A 19,515-nucleotide genomic window follows, 5' to 3' on the forward strand; every position below is an offset into this window, starting at 1 on the left:
GACTCGCCAGTCTCAGTGGCCCAGTATCGCCTTCACCTCGAGATATTCTTCAAATCCGAAGATACCGAATTCGCGCCCATTGCCGGACTGCTTGTAGCCGCCAAACGGCAGGCTGCGGTCGAACGGAGCACCGTTGAGGTAGACGCGCCCTGCGCGGATGCGGTTGGCGATGGTGCGAGCTCGGTCCGCATTCCTGGACTGCACGAAGCCCGCCAAGCCGAACGGCGTGTCATTGGCGATTTCGATCGCCTCCTCCTCGCTATCATAACTCATGATCGACAGCACCGGGCCGAAGATCTCCTCACGTGCAATCTTCATCTGCGGCGTCACGTCGCCGAAGACGGTCGGACGAACATAGTATCCGCGGTTGATTTCGGCAGGCCGACCAGTTCCGCCCGCCACCAGCGTCGCCCCCTGATCAACGCCGGACTGAATAAGATCCTGAACTTTCTGAAACTGCGCCTGGCTCACCAGCGGCCCCATCGTGGATGCGGGATCGAGCGGGTCTCCCAGGCGAATGCTGTCGACCGCCTCGCGCGCCGCCTCGAATGCCGCATCCCGCTGCGCGCGTGGAATCAGCAAGCGCGTGGGAGATTGGCAGTTCTGGCCGGCATTGGTGTAACAGGCGTGAACGCCCTGGATCACGGCCGCTTTCAGATCAGCATCGGCAAGGATGATGTTGGCGGACTTGCCACCCAGCTCCTGCGCGACGCGCTTGACCGTATCCGCCGCAAGCTTGGCCACCCTTACGCCAGCCGCCGTCGATCCGGTGAACGACACCATGTCGATTTCGGGATGGGCGGCGATCGCCTCGCCCACTGTGGGACCGTCGCCGTTGACGAGATTGAAGACGCCCGCCGGCACGCCAGCGGCGTCGACGATCTCGGCGAACAGCATCGCGCTGAGCGGCGCGATCTCGCTTGGTTTCAGGACGACCGTGCAGCCGGCTGCGAGCGCGGGTGCGACCTTGGACGCGACCTGGTTCAGCGGCCAATTCCACGGCGTGATCAGTCCACAGACGCCGATCGGTTCACGGCGGATGATCCCGTTCCCCATCCGCTCCTCAAACCGGTAGCGTGCAAGCACGCGCGCCGCTTCCTCGAAATGAAACAGCGCGACGGTTGCCTGACGCTCCGTCGCAAACGTGATCGGCGCGCCCATTTCGAGGGTCATCATCCGCGCCAGTTCCGGCAGGCGCGTTCTAAAACCCTCGATGACCTTCTGAAGCCAGGACAGACGTTCTTCGACGCTGGTTTTGGAATAGGTGGCAAAAGCGCGGCGGGCTGCCTTGGCGGCCCGATCCACATCCGGACGGGAGCCCAGGCTGATCTGCGCGAAGATCTCTTCGGTTGCAGGATTGACGATTCCAAGCGTTGACGGCGCGGCCGGATCCACCCAGGCGCCTTCGATATAGAATTTCAGTTTTTCCATTGTTCTCTTTTCATGATGTCCGCACAGCGGCGGAGTTGCTCCGTCAGAGGTGCCTGCCCTCATCCACCGGCACCACAATTCCCGTCGAACTGGTGAGGTTGACGATGCAGGCAACTACCGCCCTTGCGACATCGTCAGGCGTGGTGAGGTGAGCCAACGGCAGTTTCACGGCGGTCTTCTGCAACTGTTCACGGGTCCGGCCGGCGACAAAATCCGTGTCCACGCCGGCTGGCGAGACGGAGAAGACGCGGATCCGCGGCGCAAGCACTTTCGCGAGCGCGATCGTCAGCGCGTCGACACCCGCCTTTGCAGCCAGATAGGCCAGGCTGCTGCCCAGACCCGTGCGAGCCGCGATGGACGAGATGTTCACGATCACTGACCCGCTGCCGCGCTCCAGCAAGGGACGGAAGGCGCGAACCATGGCGAATGGCCCGCGCAGATTGAGCGTAACGGTCCGGTCGAAGATATCGTTCGTCAACGCTTCCAGATCAGCGGCGGGCACGGGCGTCGTGGCGCCCCCACAATTGACCAACGCATCGAGCCGCCCGTACTGCTTGTCCACGGCCGCCGCGGCCTCGGAGATGGAAGTCGGATCGTCGATCGCGATCCGCATGGCGACGTGTCGGCTGCCTTGCAGCCCATCGATCACTTCTTCGGCCAGTGAACGGCGGCTGTTGTAGCCGACCACGACAGCAGACCCCATGGCGGCAAGGCGCGCCGCCGTCGCCTTGCCGATGCCGCTGTTACCGCCTGTGACGAGGACAACCTTCGGGATCGACAGCGCAGGAATTTCAATAGCAGTCATCTATGGCGATCTCGCTTTACTGCATCGCGATCTTTGCCGCCTCGATCACGGGCCGCCATTTGTCGCGTTCGCCATCGATGAACGCCTTGAGGTCTTGCGGCGCGCCTCCGACGCCTTGCAGCGAATTTTGTTCGAGGATGGTCTTGCCCTTGTCGCTCTTCAGAAAGGCATTCACCGCCTTATTAACCTTCATCACGATCTCAGGCGGTGTACCGGTTGGAGCCACGATCGCGTACCATGCGGTCGCCTCGAAGCCCTTGAATCCCGCTTCCTGCACGGTAGGTACATCGGGCAGTTGCGCGACGCGCTGGCTCGTCGTCACTGCAAGCGCGCGGATCTTGCGGTCGGCTAGCAGCGGCAGATAGGTCGGCATGAAATCCATGGCGACGTTGACTTGCCCGCCCAAGAGGTCCGTGATCAGCGGGGCGGACCCGCGATAGGGTACATGTGTCATCTCGACGCCGGCAAACTGCTGGATCAGCGCCGAGGTAATGTGTCCGAGCGTGCCGTTGCCGGGATGGCCGACATTGACCTTGCCCGGGTTCTGTTTGGCATAGGCGATCAGGTCGGGAAGCGTCTTCGCTGGAAAGTCTGACGTCGCCGTGATGATCATTGGAGACTTGGCGACGAGCACAACCGGCGTGAAATCTCGCTCGGAGTCGTAAGCCAGGCCCTTGTACATGAGCTTGTTGAGTGCGATCGGCGCCGGCGTCCCGAACAGCCAGGTATGGCCATCTGCAGCCGCTTTGGCGACAGCCGCCCCACCGAGATTACCGCCTGCCCCCGCACGGTTTTCGACGATGAACTGCTTGCCGAAGTCTTCGCTCAGCGCATGGGCAACGGCGCGCGCCAACGAGTCAACGGCGGCGCCAGCCGGGAACGGCACGATCATGGTGACAGGCCGGCTCGGCCACTCCTGGGCTGCGGCGCGGTGACATGGTGCAATCGCAAGCGCAAGACCTATGAGGCCGAATGAGAGCAGGCGCATGTTTCCTCCCGAGCTGTGCGCAGGTCCTGCGTGGGCACCAGCGCTTATTCTTCGGCAAACTTGTCCAGGCCCTTGCGGCCCAGCCATTTGGACAGTTCGTCCGCAACGGCTTCATTGTTGAGATCGGCAAAGGCGATATGCGTGTTGCCGCGCAGACCCGCATCGGGAAGCAGCAGAACTTCGCAATCTCCGCCGTGACGATTGACGATATCGCAGAAGGTCCGTGCCACCTTGACCGAGGCGGCCCAGATCGGACGTGTCTCGGTGTAGTCGCCGAATACTATCTGGATCGGAAACTTGGTCAGCTTCTTGAACTCGACGAGCGGCACGGAATTGGGACCGTACGGGGCATCCGGCTTCGGCTCGGGCCCCTCGCCCACCGGAAAGACGAAGCCAGGCGTTTCGTAAGCGACGATGCCCTTCATGTTGTCGCTCTTTGCCTTGAGTGCCGACAACAGCGCGCGCCAGCCGCCCGCGGAATTGGTGACGGCAATCACGGGACCGATCTTGTCGATGGCCTGGCCGCCGGCCTCCGCCTGCAACAGTGCATTCTCGAGCGTATCGAACTCGTCGTAACGGGCGCGCGTCGCCTGATTCCAGGCTTCCTTGTCGGCCGTCGGAAACTGCAGGCCCGGATGCCAATTGAGATAGGTCAGGCCGAAACGCCAGGCGGCAAAGTTGCGCTGATCGAAATAATCCGGCGTGTAGGTGATCGGCTCGCAACTCCAGTTCGCGCGACCGACGCGCGGGCCGTCCCACAGGTAAACAGGATAGCCCTTGCGCAAAAAGATACTCTTGTAGCCTTCGCCGCCGTCCCAGCGGTTCTCCCACACCTTGGTGCTGGAGCTGTGCCACATGATCAGGCCGACGCTACGCCTTTTCGCGGGGATGAAGTATTCGACATAACCATGGTCGCAGGAGAGTGTCTGGCTGGGATCGCCGGGCTTGGCAACGACCTTGCCGCCCACTTCATACGCGCCCGTCGATTCCAGGATGATCGGCGGCTTCGGCGGCTTGCGCTGCTCTTCCGCGGCTGCGGTATGGCTTGTTCCCATGAACAGCAATGCCGCCACGAATGGCATGGCTCGCGCCCCGATGCGGTCTATCAGCGCGTCACCGTCGCGATCTACCCGTTCCATGCTGACTTCCTCCCCTTAAGCGAACGCCGCTTTTCGCGGTCTTTGGGCTTGTCCCGCTAAGCGGCGTCTTGCGCGGTCGACTGCATCACCGGAAGGTTCAGAAACCGTGCCGCGTTGCCGCTGATGAGTTTTTTGATCGCAGGCCGCGGCATCTGCAGATCGAGCAGTATCTGGGTGATGCTGCGGAAGCCGTCGACCGGACGCTGCGACCCCTGCAGTCCGAGATCGGACGACAGAATCGTGTTGTCGACGCCAGCCACCTCGATCAAGTGCGCGAGATTATCCGCGCTGTACTTTAAGGATTTGCCTTCGATGAACATGCAGATCGAATGCTCCATCTTGACACCTCGCGCGACGAGCTGGCGGATATCGGTGTCATTGCAGCCGACGATGTAGGTCGGATGGTTGACCATCATCTTCTTGACGCCGCGTCGCGCCGCCTCATCGAACAGGATGTGCAATTCGCTGGCCGGCAGGTGGCCGCCGGCCAGGATAATGTCCGCCTCGGCAATGAGATCGATGACTTTTTTGGTGTCGTCCGTGAGCTTGCCATTGGCGTCGAGCGCGGAAAGCGGGATCGGTTCGAGCATCTTTTGCGAAGTCTTCGGAAACGTCGAGTTTCCAGCCGCCATCGCCTCGATATGGTTCGCCGCCGACAGCGTCGGCATCCAGACGATCTTGCCGCCGAGCTTGATCGTATGGTCGACCGCATGCGGGTTGATACCACCCGAGGCATTGTTCAGCACGATGCCGGAGAACAGCTTCACATTGGTTTCGGGAAACAGCTTCTCCAGCAGGATCGCATGCGCCATGCCGGCATAGAAGTGATCCTTGTAGAGCACGGCACGGAACTTCGCTTCCGCCGCATCGAGCAGCTCCTCGTGATGATCGAGGATGCGCGGCATGGCTGCCGGGCCGCTATGGCAGTGCAGATCGATCGCGCCGACCAGAAGCTCGGCGACTTCCGCCGCCCGCGACAGCGGCGGTAGCGGCACGGTGTGCGGGTAGGACACTTGCTTGTCGGCCATGGTCGAAGGCCCTTTCAGATGGAGATGTGTCAGGCCGCGGATTGTCCGGCGGCGGTTTGCGCGGGCATCGGATAATCGTCCTCGTTCAACACCCAGCCCGGCTTGGCCGAGAAATCCAGGCGCGGCGGGCAGAAGATGTCGACGAGAACGTTGAGCTTGGGATCGACGGCTTGCGACGTGTGAATGGCCGGCGGTGGAATCACGGCAATGGAGGGCGATCCGCAGCGTTCGTGATCGTCGTCGCGCCACTGGGCCATGTCGGTCGTCCACGGCCAGCGCAAGTGATGAACAAAGGTGCCGGCCAGCGCCAGCGAGCATTGCTCGAAATCTTCATGGTGATGCGGCGACATCTTGCTTGGATCGCGCGGGCCGTTTCGCGGCTCGAGGAAATTCACCATGAAGGTCGAGCAGCGGAAGATGCGCCCGAACCGGCCCGGCGTCGCTGCAACGTCGAGACTGTAGGTGTGGATCTTCGCGCCCGCAGCCGCCTCCGGCCACGGCTCGAACGGCGGCAGATTGGGATGTGGCGTCGCGTAGGACGCGGCGTTCGAGCAGAGTTTTGCGAGATCTTCCGATCGCGTCGTCACCATGCGCACCACCTTGGCAGCACCCAGCAGCGTGACGGAGCTTGCACCCGCCGGCACGAAACTGATGGAATGACCGTTGACGACCTTGCGCTCGTTGCCCCAGACGATCTCGGCGCCGGCGCCGGGCTCCGGAAGCAGCACGACGTATTCGTCGGGCTGGTTGGTCCGGCTCAGCACCGCGCCCTCGTCGGCCTCGCTATAGGCAATGATGAAGTTCTGGCCGCGGGCATACCAGGTGCGCGCGCCGTTCCGATTTTCGGCCGGCGGCGTTTCGTAGAATTTGGCGTACTCGGCGCCTGCAAAGTGGGTGGCGGCGGGCTTTGCGCCGACGGGCGTGGCGGCGAGCGCAGCGCGCGGATCAGTGCTGTGATACATGTGAGCCATCCGTGGTTCGAACGAGCGTTTTGAAATCGGTGAGCGTTTGCGCCGCGGCCCGGCGCATCAGCCCCTGATCCGACGAGATGATGAAGGCGCTGGCGCCGAGGTCGGCGAGATCCTTGGCTTCCGCCGAGCTCGCGACCATCACGCAGACCGGCTTGGCGACCTTCTTCGCCGCTGCAATGATCCTGATCACCGCGTCCTTGACGGACGCGTCGGCCGACGATTTGGCGCCAAGGGCAACCGTGAGATCGCCGCGGCCGATGAAGAAGCCGTGGATTCCGTCGACCGCGGCGATGGCGTCGATGTGATCCAGCGCTTCCGGGTCCTCGATCATCGCAATCGCGCAAACCGATTCATCTTGTTCATCGACCAGAGTCCACATCGGCGTGCCGCCGTAGGCGCCGGCGCGGGACGAGCCGGAATAGCCGCGCCGTCCACCGCGATAGCGGGCGGCAGCCGCAATTGCGCGAGCCTTCTCGACCGTCGCGACATGCGGCACCAGCACACCGGCTGCGCCGCAATCCAGGCAGGACAGGATCTTGGCCGGGTCATCCGACGACACCCGCACGATGCCGGCGAGGTTGCTGGCGCGCGCGGCCAGCAGCATCACATCGGTCATCGCGCGATCGATCGGCGCGTGCTCCTCGTCGATGACGACGAAATCGTAGCCGAGCGCGCCGAATATCTCGGTCGCATGCGTGGTCGGCGTCTTGATAAACGAGCCGACGACTACCTGCCGCGCGGCGAGGCGGCGGCGGAATGACGAAAAATGCGGCCTGACGACGTCTCCGGACACGGTTGCTCCTCCCCGGCCATCTGCACAGGCTGTCTTCAGAAGGCAGGCCCGGCGTGGCGCTTGGCGAAAACCATTGCAGGGACGACGCCGGTCGGCCATAGCTATTCCGTCGCGTTCCACCAGGTGGAATTTCAGGATGCCGCTCAAATCCGACACCGTCGAAGCCGCCTCGCGCACGCTCCTCTTGCTGGAGGAGCTCAACCGCCACCGCGTCACCTCGATCGATCGCCTGCACAGGGCGACGGGGCTGCCGAAATCGACTGTCGTGCGGTTGATGAAGTCGCTCTGCGCGCTGGGCTATGCCGCCAACGACCGGCGGCAGGGCGGCTACGCGGTCGCCTCGCGGGTCAAATCGCTGAGCAACGGCTTTCACGGCGATCCGCTGGTGGTGGAGGCTGCGCGCCCGTGGGCGCTCGCCTTCACGCGGCAATATCACTGGCCGATCGCCATCGCCGTCCTCGACCGGAGTTCAGTCGTGGTCCGCTTCAGCACCATTCCCGATAGCCCGGTCTCGCCCTTTCACGGTACGCTCAACATGCAACTCAGCCTGCTCGGGCGAGCGCTGGGGCGAGCCTATCTGGCGTTCTGTCCGGTCAGCGAGCGATCGATGCTGCTCGACATGCTGGCCCGCTCGCAGGAGGCCGAAGACAAGCTCGCCACCGAACGAAAGCGGGCATTGGCTTTGCTGGCCACGATCCGCAAGCAAGGTTTTGCCGAACGCGACCCGATGGTCGAACCGCGCTCCTCGAACACGATCGCGCTCCCCGTCATGGTCAACCGCCGCGTGCTCGCCACCGTCGGCATGACCTACTTCACCTCAGCGCTCGACCGCGCAGACGTCGTCGAGCGCTACGTGCCGCTCGTGAAAGCCCTGGCGGACAATATTGCCGCAAGTGTCTCGTCGTTGCAGGAGTAGAGGCTAGCGGCGAGCACAATGATGGGCATCCTGTGTACTCGCGATGGAGCAGCGACATCCCCAACGCTTGACAGAGGGGATGCTACCTATTTAGTAGCGAGAATGCCTATGAGCCAAACACCAAAACCTGGGAGACCCGTCCGAGGCTCGCGGACAGGCGTCCCTGTCATGGCGCTCCTGGACCTGTTGGGGCGCCGCTGGACATTGGGCGTTCTGTGGAATCTCAGCAATGGCGGACCCTGCACATTCCGCGAACTGCAAGAACGTTGCGAATCGATCTCGCCTACCGTTCTCAATTCGCGCCTGAAAGAACTGCGTGAAGCAGGCTTGGTCGAGCATTCGCACGAGGGTTATCGCGCTACACCGACCGGACATGAACTTTATGCCCTTCTTGTTCCTCTTGGTGTTTGGGCGAAGAAGTGGGCAGCGAAGTTACCGGCGTAAGTTACGATAGGGCGAAATGAAAGCGCTGCTCTATCCGAACGAGATGCATGCGGCCCCGTCGGATCAAGCAGTCCGGTACTGCTCGATCGGACTCAGATCCGGCTCGATTCCCAATCCCGGCTCTTCGCCCAGGGTCACGGTTCCGTTCGTCACGTTGATGAGCGGTCCGCAAAGTCGGTCGCGCAGCACATTGTCGTTTGAATCGACTTCCAGCAGACCATCGCCACCAATCCCGGCAAGCAGATGCGCCGATGCGAGCAGACCAATTCCGCCGCCGAGATAGTGCGGGCAGAAGGTCTTGCCCGACGCCAGGATGTCGCGCGCGATACCTGCGCACATGGTCAGGCCACCCCATTTGGCGATGTCGGGCTGCACAACGCGCAACACGTTGTCACCGAGGGCTTGCTCAAACCCCGCGCGGCTCGCGATGTTCTCTCCGGCCGCCAGCGGGATGCCGACGCTTTCACGCAACTCTTGCCATTCCCGCCACGGCCGATCGGCCCGGATCGGCTCTTCCAGCCAAGCAAGATCGAACTCGCGCAGATGCGGCGCAATCTCCAGCGCACGGGCCAACGACCAGCCCTGATTGGCATCCGCCGTCGCCCACCAGATCGCGTAGCGACGCCAGATTGGCGCGGTCTGTCGCCAGTTCGAAGCCGATCTTCAGTTTCAGTGCGCGATGCCCGCGCTTGATGGCCGATTCCGCCACTTGCCGCGAGCCCGTCGGATTAATTCCGCTGGCGTAGACCCTTATCGTCTTGCCGTTGCAACCAAGCAACCGCCACAGTGGCAGCTTCCGCCGCCGCGCGAACAGATCCCAAATTGCAAGATCAATGCCGGCTATTGCCTGCGCGAACGGACCGTGCTCGCCGGATTGCAGCGCCAGCACGGCGGTGCCTTGTGTCAGGTCCTCGAATATTTCCTGGGGGGCGCCGACTGTGCGCCCGCATGTCGCGGGCGCCAGGACCTCGTTGACGAGTCGCGTTCGATGTTCGGCTCCGACCGATGGAAAGTTTGACCAAATCTCGCCCCAGCCGGCATTGCCGTCAGTGTCTTCCACACGAACGAATACTGCCGGCCTGTCAAGCATCTTGCCGAAGGAGGTAACAACCGGTGTCGACAATGGGTAACGATAACAGAAGGCCTGCACGCTACGGACGGTGAATGGTTGCGACGTCATGTCAGGCCTCGGAAAATCAATACGCTCGCGCGAAATCACCTTCCTGCCTGATTTCGCTGAAGGCGGGAAAGCGCGCTGTCCAGGCCTTTGCCTTGGCCTTGGTCAGCGTGTTGAGCCGTTCGAGCACGCCGACCCCGTCCTTGCGAAGGCTGGCGGCGACTGCCGCGCGATCAGGGAAATGGCTGCGCACGGCATCCAGCCAAATCGTTCGGCCGGCCAGAAAGCCGCCGGCGCCGGCGGCGTAGGCGAAGTCCAGCACGCGCTCGAACTTTTCCGGTGCCGCACCGCCTGACAGCAGCACCCAGGGGATGTTGCGTTGGCGACAGATGTCGCCGATTGCTTCGAACTCCTTCTGCGCAGCTTTGGACGCAGCGCTTCCATCGCGCGGCGGCAGGCTGTTGGCCGCAAGCGGACTTTCGAGCTTCAGCAGATCGACGCAATATTCGGGCTTCGCAAACTCCTGCACGCTGTCGATGACAAGCTTCGGCAACTTGCCCGGCGATTCCACATAGTCGGCGGTGTGGTTGGCGCTCCCGAGGAAGGGGTATACCAGCAGCTCGAGCACATAAGGGATGTCGTGATGGGCGCAGTCCTCGCCGACCGACCGCACGAAGCGCTTCTGATGTTCGTTGACGGCAGGATCGGCATCTGGCCGGTACCAAGCGAGCACCTTCACCGCATCGCCGCCGATCGCGCGGATCTTCTCCACGCTCCAATCGGTGATCGCCCGCGACTTGCGGCCACCCGGAGTTTCCTCGACGCGATGCTCCTCGAGCGTCATGATGAGGCCGCAGCGGGCCGGCAATAGGTCGATGGCCGCGGGCACCGCAAAATTCGGATCAAACAGCATCGAGCTGCAGTGTGGCGCCAGCGCCTCCACCAGAAGCCGCTTGGCCGCGGTTACATCGGCATACTCGACCTGGTCCCTGGTGATGCCTTTCGCCTGGGCTATGGCATCAAACAGCGGCGGCCGCTGGTCGAGCGCGACCATGCGAAAATGCCCTTCCGCATCGGCCAGACGCGCAAGCCCGCGGTTCTTTCCAATTGTTCTCATTGGTTCGTCCTCATGAATGCAAGACAATTTTCGATCGAGGGAATTCCGGCGCGTCCGCCCGAATGCTCACATTTCAACGCTGCCGTGGCGGCAGCGAACTCCATCGCATCGCGCACGGCGAGACCCATACCGACCGCAAAGGCATAGGCGCCGTGAAAGACGTCGCCCGCACCCGTCGTGTCCACGACCCTGACGCGGAATGCGGCCTGCTTTTGCAAGGTCCCATTTTCGTACCAACTCACCCCTTCATGTCCGCGGGTGACCGCGGCGATGCGGCAATTGAAGCGCGCAATTTTGGCCAGCGCCGCGCCGTCGGCCGACCCCATGAAGGCTGCCAGTGCGGGTTCGGAGAATACCGCGTGATCGGTGAGCGGAAGCAGGCGCTCGAATATGGCGGTTTCGGCGACATCGCCGTCGAGGACGGTCGGAATACCCAATGCGCGCGCCTTGCCGAACAGCGCAACAGCTCCCTCCGGCCAGCGCGGATCGGCAAGCACGGCGGAAGCGCCTGCGACGGCATCGAGCGGTAGCCAATCGGTTCGCTCGGGATACGACCCTCGAAAATTCACGATCTGCCGTTCGCCGGACTTGTCGACGATGACGCCAGAGACCGACGAGCGGCCTTCGGGAAACAACTTGAAATTCGCAACATCGATGCCTTCGGCTGATAGCGCTGACCGCATCTCATGCCCGGCGGCGTCATCGCCGCCACGGCCCCAGAAAGCAGCGGACCCGCCGAGGCGCGCGATGGCGACCGCAGCGTTTGCGGCCATGCCACCGCCCAGTGTGGAATAGTCGAGACTCCTAATCTTTTCGCTTTCGCCTGAAAACCTTTGGTCGACGCGCCAGATCTGATCAAGCGCCGAGAGGCCGAGGCAGATCACACGCGCGCGCTTTGCTTTGGCGGCCATGTCTTTGGAGGCCGTATCGGCCAACCTCGTCCGCGTCGCGGGATTGGCGTGCTCGTTCACCGCAGCACCTGGCCATTGCTGCCGTCGAACAGATGCGCCCTGCCGGGCTGCGGACGCAGGTTAAGACGATCGCCGACCTTCGGCCGCAGCGAGGGATCGACCCGCGCGATCGCCGATGCGCCGGCCAGATCGAAATGAATCAGCGTGTCCGAGCCAAGCGGCTCGACCAGCCTCACCGTCACCGCCACGGCTCCGGCAGCATCTGCCGTCACCGAAAAATGCTCAGGACGGATTCCGAATACGCCATGGCCGGCCTTGCGCAATAGATCGCGGCTCTTCGCGTCGAGCGGCGCGTCAGCGCCATCCTGCGAAAAGACGATCTGCTCTCCGCGTAGTTCGATCGGAAAGAAATTCATCGCCGGCGAACCGATGAAGCCGGCGACGAACTGATTGGACGGCCGCTCATAGACCGCTTCCGGGGTGTCATATTGCTGAACCGTGCCGCTCTGCATCACCACGATCCGGTCAGCCATGGTCATGGCTTCGATCTGGTCGTGCGTGACGAAGACCATCGTGGTCTTAAGCTGTTGCGACAGCGCCTTGATTTCGGCGCGCACCTGCCCACGCAATTTGGCGTCGAGGTTGGATAGCGGTTCGTCGAACAGAAAGGCCTTCGGATTACGCACGATCGCGCGCCCCATCGCCACACGTTGCCGCTGGCCGCCAGACAATTCCTTCGGCTTGCGGTCGAGATAGGGCTCGATGTGCAGCAAGGCCGCCGCGCGCTTGACCCGCGCATCGATCTCGGCCTTCGGCGTACCGCGCAGCTCGAGCGCAAAGGACATGTTCTCGTAAACCCGCATGTGCGGATAGAGCGCGTAATCCTGGAACACCATGGCGATATCGCGCTGGGCGGCGGGAACGCCGTTGACGCGATTGTCGCCGATATAGAGCTCGCCGGAGCTGATCGGTTCAAGACCGGCGATGATCCGCAGCAAGGTCGACTTGCCGCATCCGGACGGACCGACGAAAACGACAAACTCGTGGTCCGCAATCTCGAGATTGAGATCGGGAATGACGGTGAAGCTGCCGTAACGCTTGACGAGATTGCGGATCGAGATCGAGGCCATGACCGCTAGCCCAGCGCCAGTACGGGCTTGATCAATTCGCCCTGGGCGAATCGCGCAAAGTTCTCCGGCAGTGCCGAGAGTCCGAATTCGCCGTCGACCAGGACGCGATATTCCTCCATGTATTGGCGCAGCAAGGCCACGTTGGGCTCGAAATCGCTGATCGGGAAGTAGAACGTGCGGATCATGTAGAAATCCTTGCGCCGGAACACCTTGCCTTCCTCGATCGTCCAGGGCGCGGCGTTCTCACCTACCAGCACCAGTGCTCCGCGCGGCAAGACGAGCTCGATGCCGAGATTACGGGCCGCGTGCGCGCCCGAACATTCCATGATCAGCGCGAAGCGCCTCGACGTATCACCGACCGGGTGCGCCTTTGCGCCGAAGGACTGCGCGATCTTGAGGCGCGCCGCATTGGGATCGGCGACATGAATGTCGCGATAGCCGAGACTGCGGAGCGCCAGCACCACGCCAAGCCCAACCGGCCCGGCACCCATCACCAGAACCGGCCCCGCCTCTTGCGGCGGCACAATACGGCTGACGAAACGCACGGCATGACCTGACGTGCCGATCACGTCGAGCAGAAGCGGCGCCAGGCTGTCTTCGATGTCGTCAGGTACCGGCAGCAGGCAATTTTCCGGGACCGGCACGTATTCGGCATAACCGCCCGGTCTGTTCCAGCCGATCAGGCTCGATATCTCCAGGCACATCTGCGTATCGCCGCGTTGGCAGGCCGCGCAGCGGTCGCAATGCAGCGGGATGTAGACGGCGCAACGTTTGCCGTGCATGGGATGGCCGGGCTGCTCGACCACACCGAAGATCTCATGGCCGGCGGTAAACTCGGCGCCCTTGTGCCAGAGCTTGAAATCGGAGCCGCACAGCGCGGTTCGCAAGACTCGCATCAGCACCTCGCCGATCGCCACCTCCGGCATTGCGATGCGCTCGATGGTGATGCGGTCGCCGCCGTGGAACACGGCAGCCTGCATGATCGAATTCGGTAGCGGAACGACGTTCATCCAATCCCTAGCCTTTCACTGCGCCAAGCGTCAGTCCGGATACCAGCCAGCGCTGAACCAGCGCGGCCAGGATCAGCGGCGGTAGCGCGATCAGCGTCGCGGCGGCCATCAACGCGCCCCATTGCGTCGATCCCTCGCCGATGAAATTGAATGCGGCTGCAATCAGCGTCTTGCTGTCGCCGTTCGAGAGCACCAGCGCAAACAGGAAGTAGTTCCAGGAAAACACGAAGGCCAGGATGGATGCCACCGCGACGCCAGAGGCGACCAGCGGCAGCGCGATCCGCCAGAGGATGCGCGTGACGCTGCAACCATCGACCTGTGCGGCCTCAAAGACGCTGCGCGGGATGCCGTCGAACGACGGTAGCAGCACCCATATGACGATCGGAAGCGTGATGACGGCATGGCTCAGGATGAGCGCGGTATAGGAGCCGATCATGCCGACCTGGCGGAACATCACGTACCACGGCAGCAGGAACAGCGTTCCGGGCGCCATACGCGCCGCCAGCGTCAGTATCGCCGGCCATGAAATCCGCGTCCACGATACGGCAAACGCTGCGGGAATTCCGAACAACAGGCCAAGGGCGGTTGAGCCGATGGTGACGATCAGGCTGTTGATCGCGTAGCTCAGGAAGGGTGTGGTTTTCGTAAGCTGCGAATAGTTCTCGAGCGTCGGCGCGAATATCAGGGTCGGCGGATAGGCCGTCACCTCGAATGACGGCTTCAGCGAGGACAGCACCATCCAGAGCGTCGGCGTCAGCACGATGATGCCGGCGACCACGAGCTGAAGCAGGTTGAGGCGACGGATCCAGGCATCGGTGATCGGTGCATCGGTCATGACTTCACCTCACCAGGCCACCGCGCCACGCAGGCGGTTGAATGCCAGCACCGCGCCGAACACGATCGCGGTCAACGTCAACATCAGCGCGCTCGCATAGCCAATGTTGAAGAACTCGAAGCCGACCCGGAAGCCGTAGATGTTGAGCGTGTTCGACGCGTTGCCGGGGCCCCCTTGGGTCGTGATGTAGATGATGTCGAAGAAGCGCAGCAGATCGACGCTGCGCAGGATCGTTGCTGTGACGATCGTCGGCAACAGCAGCGGCAACGTGATGCGCTGGAACGTCTTGAACGCCGACGCGCCATCGATTTGCGCCGCCTCGTAAACGCTTGGCGGCAGCGACTGCAGACCGCCGAGCACGATCAGCGCGACATAGGGCGTCCACTGCCAGGTGTCGATCAGCGCAACCGTCGGGATCACCCAGACCGGCGATGCCAGCCACTCCGACGGCGGCAAACCCAGGGATTGCAGGACGTAGTTGGCGGCGCCGAGCGACGGATCGAGGATGACCAGCCACATCATGCCGGCGACCACCGGCGGCATCATGAACGGCGAGATGAAGAGCGAGCGTACGATGCCCGGAAGGCGTTTGGCGTGAAAAAGAACCAGCGCCAGCCATACACCGAACACGAGTTGCAGCACCAGCGAGAGGACATAGAGCGCAATCGTCACCCATAGTCCGTGCCAGAATTCGGCATCGGCGAGCAGCCTTGAATAGTTCGCCAGCCCAACAAACGACTGCTTGCCGGTGGAGGAAAAGCTGTGCAGCCCGAGCCAGACCGTATAGACGACCGGGAATGCAATCATCGCGACGGTGAAGATTACCGCCGGCGCCGAAAGTGCGGCCAGCTCTAACCTCTGCCGATCTTCAGTAAATGTAGCGGCAGCCTCGGACATGCCTGCATGTTTTCCCGGATTAGATCTGGAACGGAAAGGCGTCGACCGCGGCAATGCCGTCGACGCCTCATGCACTACTTCTGTGCGATCAGGACATCGAGCGCCTTGTCGGCGTCGGCGCAGGCCTGATCGACGGTCTTTTGCTTGAGGATCAGATCCTGCACGGCCTGACCAATGAATTCGCGCGACTCCGGATTGGCAACAATGGGATAGCCGACCTCAGACGAGCCTTTCGCAGCCAGGACATCGAGGGCGGCCTGCCATTGCTTGCGCACCGGCTCTTCCTCAATCCACTTGCGATACGCGGGATCGTTGGCAACAGCAGAGCGCGGTGGCGCAATCCCCTGCAGCGCCATGCGCTTTTGAATTTCCGGGCTCGTTGCCCATTGTACGAAATACCAGGCAGCCTCGGGCTGCTTGCTGTGGGCGGAGACGGCCATGCCCCAGCCGATCGCTGTCGGGACCTGGCCCGCATCGCCGGCCGGGAACGGAACAAGCGCCGTGTCCTTCAGCCGCTCGCCGCCATCCGTCACGGTGCGCAGCTCGTTCGAGGATTCGAATGACATCGCCGCGCGGCCGCTGCGATAGAGCGCCGAGATCTGCTGGAAGCTGTAATTGACGACGCCAGGCGGTCCGTAATCCCTGAGCAGGCCGCTATAGGTCTCGAGCGCTTCCTTGCCCTTGGCCGAGCAGAGGTTGGATTTGCCGTTGGCGATGTAGTTGCCGCCGATGTTGTGCAGCATGTTGCTGAAGGTATAGGCGATCGCAGGCTTCAGGCCGCGCGAGACGAATGGCGTGATATTGGCGTCGCACGCCTTCAGCTTCTTCGCTGCCGGCTCGATGTCCTTTATGGTCGCGGGCGGTTCGACGCCGCATTTCTTCAGAATGTCAGTCCGATAATAGAGGATCGGCCCTTCGATATTCATCGGCATGCTGGTGAGCTTGCCGTCGAAGGTCCCCGCCTTCAATAGAGCCTGGCTGAGGCCTGCATAGTCGTAGTCGCCGGCAACCGCGCCCTTGGTCATGGGCGTCAGATCGGCGTACCAGCCGGCAGCAGCGAATTGCGGGCCTTCGCGCGACGGCAAGGACATGAACACGTCGACCTCGTCGCTGCGTGCGTTCATCACGGTCACGAGGCGCTGGCGCATCTGCTGCTCCTGGTAGGCGTCGACCTTCAGCGTGATGCCGGTGAGCTTCTCGAAGTCGGCCTTGTGCGTCAGCAGCGCCTGCGCCACCGGATTGTTGTTGGCGAGGAAGGTAACGGTCTTGCCCTGGAATTTCTTCCAGTCGAAATCAGCGGCGCAGGCCACCGAGGCAGCATTACCGGCCGCGACAAGAGCAAGCGCAAGGCGCGCCGCAAAGGCTTTGGCTTTCATCGATCTCCTCCCTGATGGGGCTGACGCCCTCGTTTCCGGCTCAACCGGATTTCTTGAAAACGGTTACATACTAGGCCGATGAAATTGGCTGTCAAGTTTGCGCAAAATACAACTTGTAAGGCAAATACCGATGGACTTCCCATCTACTATCCGCCATCCTTGCATTTGTAACGTTACATTCTGCCGACTGACGTGACGATGGAAAGATCCGCAAAGCAGGGAATTCGCGCGGTGGCGGCCGAGGCTGGCGTGTCGACTGCCTCGGTATCGCGCGCCCTCAACAACCCGGACTCGGTCAGCGCGCCGCTGCGGGCGCGCATCGCGCGCGCCGTCGAGACGGTCGGCTATATTCCGCACGCACCGGCACGCGAGTTGTCGTCGCGCCGGTCGCGCACGCTCGGCGCGATCGTCCCGACGATCGACAACACCATGTTCGCGCGCGGCATCGCCTCCCTGCAGAAATATCTCTCTTCCGTCGGCTACATGCTGTTCCTGACTACGAGCGGCTACGACCTCGACGCTGAACTGGAGCAGGCGCGCAACCTCGTCAGCCGCGGCGTCGACGGCCTCGTGCTGCGCGGCGACTGCCATCACGACGGCTTGCGCAAGATGCTTGCCGACTATTCCGTGCCCTTCATCAATGTCGGCATCTATCGTCCCGACCGGCCCTATCCCTGTGTCGGCACCGACAATGAAGCCGCCGCGCACCGTGCGGCCTTGCATGTGATCGAACTCGGCCATCGCCGAATCGGAATCGTCTCCGCACTCCAGCGCAACAACGATCGGGCGAGCGCCCGCGTCGCCGGCTTTCGCCGCGCGATGGCCGAACACGGCATCAAGATGCCCCCGCAATGGCATGTCGAGGTGCCCTATACGCTGGACGATGCGCGCGAAGCCGCCCGCTACCTGCTTGGCCTCAAGGACCGGCCGACGGCGGTGGTCTGCGGCAATGACGTTATCGCCTATGGCGTGCTGCTGGAGGCCGAACGCAGCGGATTTTCGGTGCCCGACGATCTGTCGGTGGTCGGCTTCGACGATCTCGACTGGAGCCGGCATTTGCGCCCCAGCCTCACGACCATCCATGTACCGACCGGAGATACCTGGCAGCGCGCCGGCGAGTATCTCGTGCGTCACCTCGCGGGCGAGCAGACCATCATGCATCACGAAGTCGACTATTCGCTGATCGTCCGGGAGTCCACTGCATCGCCGACGCGATCATCCAAATAGCAAGGAACAATCCGATGAACGCACCCTTCGCGCTGGCTCCTGGATTCCACGCCGTTGTGATTGGCGGCGCGGGCGACATCGGCGCTGCCATTGCCAATCTGTTCTGCGATCTCGGCGCGACGGTAACCGCCACCGGCGTCGACGAGGCCGATATCGCGCGCACCGTGCTACGGCCCCGGCCGGGATTGCAGTTGGCTCCCCTCGATATCACCAATGATGAAGCAGTCGCATCGTTTGCAGGCCGACAGGCACGCGTCGATGCGCTGGTCAACTGCGCCGGTATGTTGGCGCGCGACAAGGAATTTGAGATCGAGACCTTTACAAAGGTGCTCGATGTCAACCTCGTCGGCACGTTCCGCACCTGCATGGCCTTTCGGGCCGCGCTTGCCGGCACCAAAGGCTCGATCGTGAACATCGCATCGATGAACGCAACGCTCGCGCTGCCGCGCATTCCCGCCTACTGCGCCAGCAAGGGCGGCGTCGTCATGCTGACCAAGGCGCTGGCACTGGCCTGGGCGGAAGAAGGCATCCGCGTCAACGCGGTCGCGCCGGGCTACATCGAGACGGCAATCAATGCAGCAGGACGATCCGATCGCGCGCACTACCAGCGCATTGCCGATCGTACGGCGTTCAAAAGGTGGGGACAGCCGGAGGACATCGCCGGCGCGGTTGCATTTCTTTGCATGCCGGCGTCGCAATATGCGACCGGCACGGTTGTCGCCGTTGATGGCGGATTTCTCGCGGGCTGAGGGCGATAGAAGAAAACCCTAGCCCGGGGCTGCAGCGGAAAACGAGCTTCCACGCCGCTGCCACAAAAGGCATTCCTCTACCCTTGCTTCCGCGCAGCTATTGGCGACATTAGCCTTAGCGAAACGGAAGCTACCATGAGCCAGCCCGCATTCGATCCCTTTGGAGAGCCGGTCCCGGCGGTCGATCCTTCGACCGCGCCGGTCGGCGCGTCCAAATGGCTGAAGTCAGCCGGCATAGGCCTATTCTGGGGGCTTGTCGGCGTCATCGTGCTGGCGCGCGCGGTCTATTTCGAACCGGGCGATCTCTCCTTCGAGCGCGCCGTCGCGTGGGCGCAGGGCTTGCTCGCCTCGCTTTAATATCTTGCCGGCATGCGCTGTTGGGTTGCCCCGACGTCCCGATCCAATGATCCGTTCGAACGCGACCGCGGCAGGATTACCTCGAACCGCCCAAATTGATCTGATCGCCGTTGGTCGCCACCGGGACGATGGCCACGCCGACGCCTGCAAATGCAGGTTGAGGGATATAACCTCTCTGTATGGGCACAATCCGAAAATGTACTAGCGAGCCCGCGTGGTCCGGCGCATAAATTATTCTCCAAGGAGGATAAGTGCCGCCACCCCAAAGCAGTTC

At 62.6% G+C, this 19,515-nt stretch carries 19 protein-coding genes and 1 pseudogene; 5 read left to right on the forward strand and 15 right to left on the reverse strand.

Annotation, left to right across the window (positions count from 1 at the left end; translation table 11 throughout):
- Positions 1–12 precede the first annotated feature (12 nt).
- From V1273_RS29515 to V1273_RS29545, 7 genes are read right to left on the reverse strand one after another with little or no spacing between them, the layout of a single operon-like run.
- Positions 13–1,431 carry an aldehyde dehydrogenase family protein gene (locus tag V1273_RS29515; RefSeq protein WP_334364867.1) on the reverse strand — a complete coding sequence of 473 codons (1,419 nt, stop codon included), beginning with the start codon at positions 1,429–1,431 and terminating at the stop codon, positions 13–15.
- A 43-nt stretch (positions 1,432–1,474) separates the two neighbouring features.
- Positions 1,475–2,236, reverse strand: a complete 762-nt coding sequence (locus tag V1273_RS29520; RefSeq protein WP_334364868.1) for an SDR family NAD(P)-dependent oxidoreductase — start codon at positions 2,234–2,236, stop codon at positions 1,475–1,477.
- A 16-nt stretch (positions 2,237–2,252) separates the two neighbouring features.
- On the reverse strand, positions 2,253–3,224 hold the full coding sequence (locus V1273_RS29525; RefSeq protein ID WP_334364869.1) for a Bug family tripartite tricarboxylate transporter substrate binding protein: 972 nt from the start codon (positions 3,222–3,224) through the stop codon (positions 2,253–2,255).
- A 44-nt stretch (positions 3,225–3,268) separates the two neighbouring features.
- Positions 3,269–4,363: an alpha/beta hydrolase gene (locus tag V1273_RS29530; protein ID WP_334411725.1), complete on the reverse strand. Its 1,095-nt coding sequence runs from the start codon at positions 4,361–4,363 to the stop codon at positions 3,269–3,271.
- 56 nt (positions 4,364–4,419) lie between these two features.
- The gene (locus tag V1273_RS29535; protein ID WP_334411726.1) at positions 4,420–5,391 is read right to left on the reverse strand and encodes a DUF6282 family protein; all 972 of its coding nucleotides are present in this window, start codon (positions 5,389–5,391) and stop codon (positions 4,420–4,422) included.
- Between the two features lie 29 nt (positions 5,392–5,420).
- Positions 5,421–6,353, reverse strand: a complete 933-nt coding sequence (locus V1273_RS29540) for a hypothetical protein (RefSeq protein ID WP_334411727.1) — start codon at positions 6,351–6,353, stop codon at positions 5,421–5,423.
- Positions 6,337–7,155, reverse strand: a complete 819-nt coding sequence (locus V1273_RS29545; RefSeq protein ID WP_334411728.1) for an HpcH/HpaI aldolase family protein — start codon at positions 7,153–7,155, stop codon at positions 6,337–6,339. Before V1273_RS29545 ends, V1273_RS29540 begins: the two co-directional genes overlap by 17 nt.
- Before the next feature lie 136 nt (positions 7,156–7,291).
- Between V1273_RS29545 and V1273_RS29550 the strand changes: the two genes are divergently transcribed.
- Both V1273_RS29550 and V1273_RS29555 read left to right on the forward strand, forming a co-directional pair.
- Positions 7,292–8,071, forward strand: coding sequence for a DNA-binding transcriptional regulator (locus tag V1273_RS29550; RefSeq protein ID WP_334364874.1), 780 nt, complete (start codon positions 7,292–7,294; stop codon positions 8,069–8,071).
- Positions 8,072–8,239: 168 nt separating this feature from the next.
- Entirely contained in the window at positions 8,240–8,515 is a 276-nt protein-coding gene (locus tag V1273_RS29555; RefSeq protein ID WP_334380253.1) for a winged helix-turn-helix transcriptional regulator, read from the forward strand.
- Between the two features lie 63 nt (positions 8,516–8,578).
- Here V1273_RS29555 and V1273_RS29560 read toward each other — a convergent pair.
- The 8 genes and pseudogenes from V1273_RS29560 to V1273_RS29595 form a co-directional block, all read right to left on the reverse strand.
- Positions 8,579–9,695 (reverse strand): annotated as a pseudogene (locus V1273_RS29560) (mandelate racemase/muconate lactonizing enzyme family protein).
- Positions 9,696–9,711: 16 nt separating this feature from the next.
- Positions 9,712–10,749 carry a tagatose 1,6-diphosphate aldolase gene (locus tag V1273_RS29565; RefSeq protein WP_334411729.1) on the reverse strand — a complete coding sequence of 346 codons (1,038 nt, stop codon included), beginning with the start codon at positions 10,747–10,749 and terminating at the stop codon, positions 9,712–9,714.
- Positions 10,746–11,720 (reverse strand): sugar kinase, encoded by a 975-nt coding sequence (locus tag V1273_RS29570; protein ID WP_334411730.1) that lies wholly within the window; start codon positions 11,718–11,720, stop codon positions 10,746–10,748. Before V1273_RS29570 ends, V1273_RS29565 begins: the two co-directional genes overlap by 4 nt.
- Positions 11,717–12,790, reverse strand: coding sequence for an ABC transporter ATP-binding protein (locus V1273_RS29575; protein ID WP_334380249.1), 1,074 nt, complete (start codon positions 12,788–12,790; stop codon positions 11,717–11,719). The genes V1273_RS29570 and V1273_RS29575 overlap by 4 nt, the downstream gene beginning before the upstream one ends.
- Positions 12,791–12,795: 5 nt before the next feature.
- On the reverse strand, positions 12,796–13,800 hold the full coding sequence (locus V1273_RS29580; protein ID WP_334411731.1) for an alcohol dehydrogenase catalytic domain-containing protein: 1,005 nt from the start codon (positions 13,798–13,800) through the stop codon (positions 12,796–12,798).
- 7 nt (positions 13,801–13,807) lie between these two features.
- A complete protein-coding gene (locus V1273_RS29585) occupies positions 13,808–14,635 on the reverse strand; it encodes a carbohydrate ABC transporter permease (protein ID WP_334364881.1) in 828 nt (275 codons plus the stop codon).
- Positions 14,636–14,644: 9 nt separating this feature from the next.
- Positions 14,645–15,532, reverse strand: coding sequence for a carbohydrate ABC transporter permease (locus V1273_RS29590; protein WP_334380247.1), 888 nt, complete (start codon positions 15,530–15,532; stop codon positions 14,645–14,647).
- Positions 15,533–15,606: 74 nt separating this feature from the next.
- A complete protein-coding gene (locus V1273_RS29595) occupies positions 15,607–16,908 on the reverse strand; it encodes an ABC transporter substrate-binding protein (RefSeq protein WP_334380246.1) in 1,302 nt (433 codons plus the stop codon).
- 198 nt (positions 16,909–17,106) lie between these two features.
- Here V1273_RS29595 and V1273_RS29600 point away from each other — a divergent pair, with 198 nt between their 5' ends.
- The 3 genes from V1273_RS29600 to V1273_RS29610 all read left to right on the forward strand — a co-directional run bounded on the left by V1273_RS29600 (position 17,107) and on the right by V1273_RS29610 (position 19,241).
- Complete coding sequence (locus V1273_RS29600) at positions 17,107–18,135, forward strand: LacI family DNA-binding transcriptional regulator (RefSeq protein WP_035728164.1); 1,029 nt, start codon at positions 17,107–17,109, stop codon at positions 18,133–18,135.
- Positions 18,136–18,149: 14 nt separating this feature from the next.
- Positions 18,150–18,884 carry an SDR family NAD(P)-dependent oxidoreductase gene (locus V1273_RS29605; RefSeq protein ID WP_334411732.1) on the forward strand — a complete coding sequence of 245 codons (735 nt, stop codon included), beginning with the start codon at positions 18,150–18,152 and terminating at the stop codon, positions 18,882–18,884.
- Positions 18,885–19,019: 135 nt separating this feature from the next.
- Complete coding sequence (locus tag V1273_RS29610) at positions 19,020–19,241, forward strand: hypothetical protein (protein WP_213251868.1); 222 nt, start codon at positions 19,020–19,022, stop codon at positions 19,239–19,241.
- The last annotated feature ends 274 nt before the right edge of the window (positions 19,242–19,515 follow it).

The organism is Bradyrhizobium sp. AZCC 1721, from assembly GCF_036924715.1.
Lineage (GTDB): Bacteria > Pseudomonadota > Alphaproteobacteria > Rhizobiales > Xanthobacteraceae > Bradyrhizobium.

Bases quoted from the DNA above. Each gene is read 5' to 3' on its own strand.
- V1273_RS29595 (WP_334380246.1), bottom strand. From the start codon at position 16,908: ATGAAAGCCAAAGCCTTTGCGGCGCGCCTTGCGCTTGCTCTTGTCGCG.
- V1273_RS29535 (WP_334411726.1), bottom strand. From the start codon at position 5,391: ATGGCCGACAAGCAAGTGTCCTACCCGCACACCGTGCCGCTACCGCCG.
- V1273_RS29515 (WP_334364867.1), bottom strand. From the start codon at position 1,431: ATGGAAAAACTGAAATTCTATATCGAAGGCGCCTGGGTGGATCCGGCC.
- V1273_RS29540 (WP_334411727.1), bottom strand. From the start codon at position 6,353: ATGTATCACAGCACTGATCCGCGCGCTGCGCTCGCCGCCACGCCCGTC.
- V1273_RS29555 (WP_334380253.1), top strand. From the start codon at position 8,240: ATGGCGCTCCTGGACCTGTTGGGGCGCCGCTGGACATTGGGCGTTCTG.
- V1273_RS29565 (WP_334411729.1), bottom strand. From the start codon at position 10,749: ATGAGAACAATTGGAAAGAACCGCGGGCTTGCGCGTCTGGCCGATGCG.
- V1273_RS29550 (WP_334364874.1), top strand. From the start codon at position 7,292: ATGCCGCTCAAATCCGACACCGTCGAAGCCGCCTCGCGCACGCTCCTC.
- V1273_RS29575 (WP_334380249.1), bottom strand. From the start codon at position 12,790: ATGGCCTCGATCTCGATCCGCAATCTCGTCAAGCGTTACGGCAGCTTC.
- V1273_RS29590 (WP_334380247.1), bottom strand. From the start codon at position 15,532: ATGTCCGAGGCTGCCGCTACATTTACTGAAGATCGGCAGAGGTTAGAG.
- V1273_RS29530 (WP_334411725.1), bottom strand. From the start codon at position 4,363: ATGGAACGGGTAGATCGCGACGGTGACGCGCTGATAGACCGCATCGGG.
- V1273_RS29580 (WP_334411731.1), bottom strand. From the start codon at position 13,800: ATGAACGTCGTTCCGCTACCGAATTCGATCATGCAGGCTGCCGTGTTC.
- V1273_RS29600 (WP_035728164.1), top strand. From the start codon at position 17,107: ATGGAAAGATCCGCAAAGCAGGGAATTCGCGCGGTGGCGGCCGAGGCT.
- V1273_RS29525 (WP_334364869.1), bottom strand. From the start codon at position 3,224: ATGCGCCTGCTCTCATTCGGCCTCATAGGTCTTGCGCTTGCGATTGCA.
- V1273_RS29610 (WP_213251868.1), top strand. From the start codon at position 19,020: ATGAGCCAGCCCGCATTCGATCCCTTTGGAGAGCCGGTCCCGGCGGTC.
- V1273_RS29520 (WP_334364868.1), bottom strand. From the start codon at position 2,236: ATGACTGCTATTGAAATTCCTGCGCTGTCGATCCCGAAGGTTGTCCTC.
- V1273_RS29585 (WP_334364881.1), bottom strand. From the start codon at position 14,635: ATGACCGATGCACCGATCACCGATGCCTGGATCCGTCGCCTCAACCTG.
- V1273_RS29605 (WP_334411732.1), top strand. From the start codon at position 18,150: ATGAACGCACCCTTCGCGCTGGCTCCTGGATTCCACGCCGTTGTGATT.